2 protein-coding genes are annotated in these 3820 nt (G+C 70.2%); one reads left to right on the forward strand and one right to left on the reverse strand.

Annotated elements, in window-relative coordinates; all coding sequences use genetic code 11:
• Window positions 1-317: 317 nt before the first annotated feature.
• Window positions 318-2306 carry a CBM96 family carbohydrate-binding protein gene (locus HG543_RS52210; RefSeq protein ID WP_169352453.1) on the reverse strand — a complete coding sequence of 663 codons (1989 nt, stop codon included), beginning with the start codon at window positions 2304-2306 and terminating at the stop codon, window positions 318-320.
• Between the two features lie 289 nt (window positions 2307-2595).
• Between HG543_RS52210 and HG543_RS52215 the strand changes: the two genes are divergently transcribed.
• On the forward strand, window positions 2596-3820 hold a 1225-nt coding region (locus tag HG543_RS52215), incomplete at its 3' end, for a hypothetical protein (RefSeq protein ID WP_211194776.1).

Below are 3820 nucleotides of genomic sequence, written 5' to 3' on the forward strand. Positions count from 1 at the left end.
ACCCTGCCCACCCGCTGCCACACCTTCCACCCTGACATGTCGCACTCCTTCCGCATTGCAACCGCACATGTGTTGCATGTTCCACGAAGGGTGCGTCGCAACGTCGGACGCACCTGTCCATGAGAGGAATGGGCGCGAATGCCGTCCCAGGATTCGTGCGTGATTCAGGGCGGGGCGAAGCAGCGCGGGGATGTGAGCCTTTGCACTGTCTGGCAGTCCGCATCTTCGCTGGCGCGAAATGACAACGGCCCGGCGCCCCGCGGCGGGAACCGGGAGGCTCCCGCCCGGACGCCGGGCCCGCGTGGAGCACGGGACTGCTACGGGCCGAACTTCAGGAACAGCAGGTCCGTCTCATGGTCAGCCGGTGCGTGGGACGTGCCATCCACGGTGATGGGGTACCTGAACTCGCCTGCCGCCACCGTGCTCCCGTCAGGCGCGGCCAGCACCCCCAGCGTTTCGATTCGCGAGTCCATCACGCGGGACCAGCGGTGCGCGCCGGAGGCGGTGAAGCGCGCCACGGCGTGGGTGTTCTGGGTCGGGTGGCCCAGCACGCCGCCTCCCAGGTCCACCGGGCCGTTGGTGCGCAACACGACGGAGAGGTTGCCGGACGGGTCCGAGGCGAGACCGCTGGCGGTCTCATAGCCGGCGTCACCCAGCCCCTTCGCCCAGGTGTCGCCGCCCGTCGGCGACAGCACCCCGAGCATTCCGTCGACGCCGGGCCAGGGCTCGGTCCCGTGCAGGCTGGTGATGGTGGTACCCGCGAAGCTGAAGGAGCCCTCGAACTGGCCAGCGAAGGCCACGCCGCCCCCGGGCACGGGCGCGAGCGAGCCCACGTACCCGACCGAGCCATTGAACGCGCGGGACCACAGCGGCGTCCCCTCCGGGCCGTAGGCGGCGACGAAGGGTGTCCTGGACTGGGTGGCGCCCAGGCGACCGGCCCCCGCCTCACCACCGACGAAGATGCGTCCGTCCGCGCTGGTCGCCACGCTCCAGCCCCAGGTGGCGCCGCCGTTGGTGCCCACGGGAACCGCCCGCGACCACAGGTGCTCGCCCTCCCAGGAGAACTTCGCGAGGAACAGGCCACTCCCGGAGAGGTCCTCCGAGGACCGGAGCACCTCGCCCCCCAGGTTCAGCGCGCCGCCGAAGTGGCCGGTGACGATGAGGCTGCCATTGGCGTCGGTGGTCAGGTCGCGCGCCACGACATGGGCTTCGCCCGCCGCTCTGGACGGGATGAAGCCTCGGGCCCACACGAAGTCCCCGTTGGGAGAGAACTTGGCGATGAAGAGCGCGTACTTGTAGGGCGCGGTCGCGGGCAGGGGGCCTCCGCCGAAGTCGGGCGCGCCCATGTAGCTGCCCACCATGAGGATGTTGCCCAGCGGGGTGACGACCAGGCTGCTGGGACTGACCTGGATGTCGAAGCTCGTGGGAACGTGGACGCGCGACCACTGGTGCGCCCCGTTCGCGTCGTACCGCGCCAGGGCGAACCCGTGCTGCGTGGTGAAGGTCTGCCCGCCGAGGTGGGTCTGGCCGTAATATCGCGACGCGACGACGAAGCCCCCCTGGGGGTGCATGGCCATGCCGTTGAGGTACTGCTCGTCCGCGCCGCCGCGCGTCCAGGTCCACGCGAGGTCACCGCCGGTACCCTGGCGCTCGCACTGCGTCCAGGACAGGGTGAGGATGAGCTGCGGCTCGAGGGAGCTCCGCTCGCCGGAGGCGAAGTCCACGCCATTGCCACCCGTGGGAATCAGCGCGAAGTCGTAGGTTCCCGGGGCCGTCACCACCGAGCTCACGTCGTACTCGACGTAGGTGTGATTGCCGACGGCGCCCAGGTCCCCCAGCGCGCCGCCCATGAGAGCGGGGCGGTTGTTCCACGTCAGGGTGTCCGCGCTCCAGCTCGAGCCGGCGCGGTAGAGCGCGGGCCCGTCGGTGCTGCCATCCGTGGCATACAGCCGGAGCCGCGCGCCCGTGAGCGTGACGTTCTGGAGGATTTCGGCGTCGAAGGAGGCGCGCAGGTAGGCCTCCATCCGGGGGCTTCCATCCACCAGCAGCGTTTCCTCGCCCTCATGCGTCGCGTTCGGCTCCGCCTCGACCGCGTAGGCGTCCTCCGAGATGTACACGCGGTGCTCGAAGGACCTGGTCACCGGCACGCAGGAGTCCTGCGTGGCCTCCTGCTTCGCCGTGCCCTCTTCCGGAGCCGCTCCGGGCGCCGCGGATTCCCCGGCCGCGCCGCAGTGAGTCAGCAACATCAGTCCCGCCGTCGCGCCCGCCACCCGGCCCACGTGCTTCCACACCTTCCACCCCGACATTTCCCACTCCTCTGACTTTGCTACTGCACCTGTGTTGCATTCGTCGCCCACCCGCCCTCCGGCTCCCGGCCGGAGCGCCGCGGGGAGGCGACGAGCGCCGTTTGTTTCAAGTGCCGTACCAGGAGGCGGTGTGATGTCTGGGAATGAGCGTGCGTGGATTTTTCGCGCGGACCTTCAGGGGCCGACCTGTCAGCGACGTCCGTGGGGCGTGTTAGGCTTTCGTGTATCCGCGTTCGTCGGGAGCCTCGCGGTGGGGTCAGGGCTCCGCGGGGCGAAGGGGGAGGCACGCATGGAAGGCAAGCAGCCGGAGCTCGCGCCGGAGTCGGAGCCCTCGTGGTGGCAGCTCGCTTTGACGCAGTGGGGCGGGCTGATGCTCAGCTCCGGCGTGGCTGTCATCGCCATGGTGGCCACCTGGTACCTGGCGGGCAGCCGCACGGGGGAGGCGTTCCGGCAGATGCACTGGTCCTGGCAGGCCGGGGCGGCGGTGCTGGCGGGCGTGCTCATCCTGCTGCTCGGGCTGTGGATGCGGGCGGGGGACGTGCAACAGCGGTGGCACGCGTTCAGCTCGGCCGTGGTGACCATCTCTCCCACGCTGGTGAAGCCGCTGCTCGTCGGCTGCCTGGGAGTGGTCCTCACGCTCTGCTACCTCGTGCTGGATGACTCGAAGAGCGCGCGGTCCCTGGTCTCGACCGGGGACTCCGCCGGGCGGGCGCCGTACCTGCTCGGCATCCTGTTCCTCTGCTCGCTTCCCGCGCTGCTGACCACCTGTGTGTCCCTGCTCATCGAGCGCAGGATGCTGCGGGGAGACTTCGCCTTCGCGGTGGACCCCACCCTGGAGGCGAGCAAGGCGGTGCTGGTGGAGCAGGTCCGGAAGAACTGGGCCTACGAGCGCACCATCATGGAAGGGTCCATCCAGCGGATGGGCCGGCACGCGGCCATCCTGGGCTTCCTCACGTCGTCCATCATCGCCACCTGCGCCGTCATCAACCTGCGGTTCCCCTGGGAGGAGACGCCGTGGCCTCGCATGGCGCTCGCGGTGGGCACGGCGGCGACCATCTCCTTCACCATGCACATGGCGCAGATCTTCTTCCGCTCGGCGAGCAACGACGCCACCGCGCGGATGATGGCGTGGGGCTCGCGCGCGCTGCTGGTCGTCTCCATCTGTGCCCTGTTCTTCAGTGCGCTCGGGGACTCGCTGACGACGCCGGTCCAGGTGGTGGCGCCCACGCCGGCTCCCACGCTGTCCGAGCAGCCCGTACCGTTGGGGCAGGCCGCGGCGTCCGCGCAACCCGCGGCACCCGTGGAGGAAGCGAAGACCGACACACCTTCCGTGGCGGCCTTTGGGGCCGAAGCGGAGGCGCCCGAACAGGATGCTCCCGCGGATCCCAACCCGCTGCGGGGGCGCGCGGGGGCGCTGCTCATCGGCGTGGCGGTGGCGCTGCTGGGCGAGCGGATGCTGCGGGTCGTGACGAACCGGGCGGCGGGGATGCTCGGGGCTGTCGCTTATGCACATT

This window comes from Pyxidicoccus fallax (assembly GCF_012933655.1).
In the GTDB taxonomy this organism is placed as follows: domain Bacteria; phylum Myxococcota; class Myxococcia; order Myxococcales; family Myxococcaceae; genus Myxococcus; species Myxococcus fallax.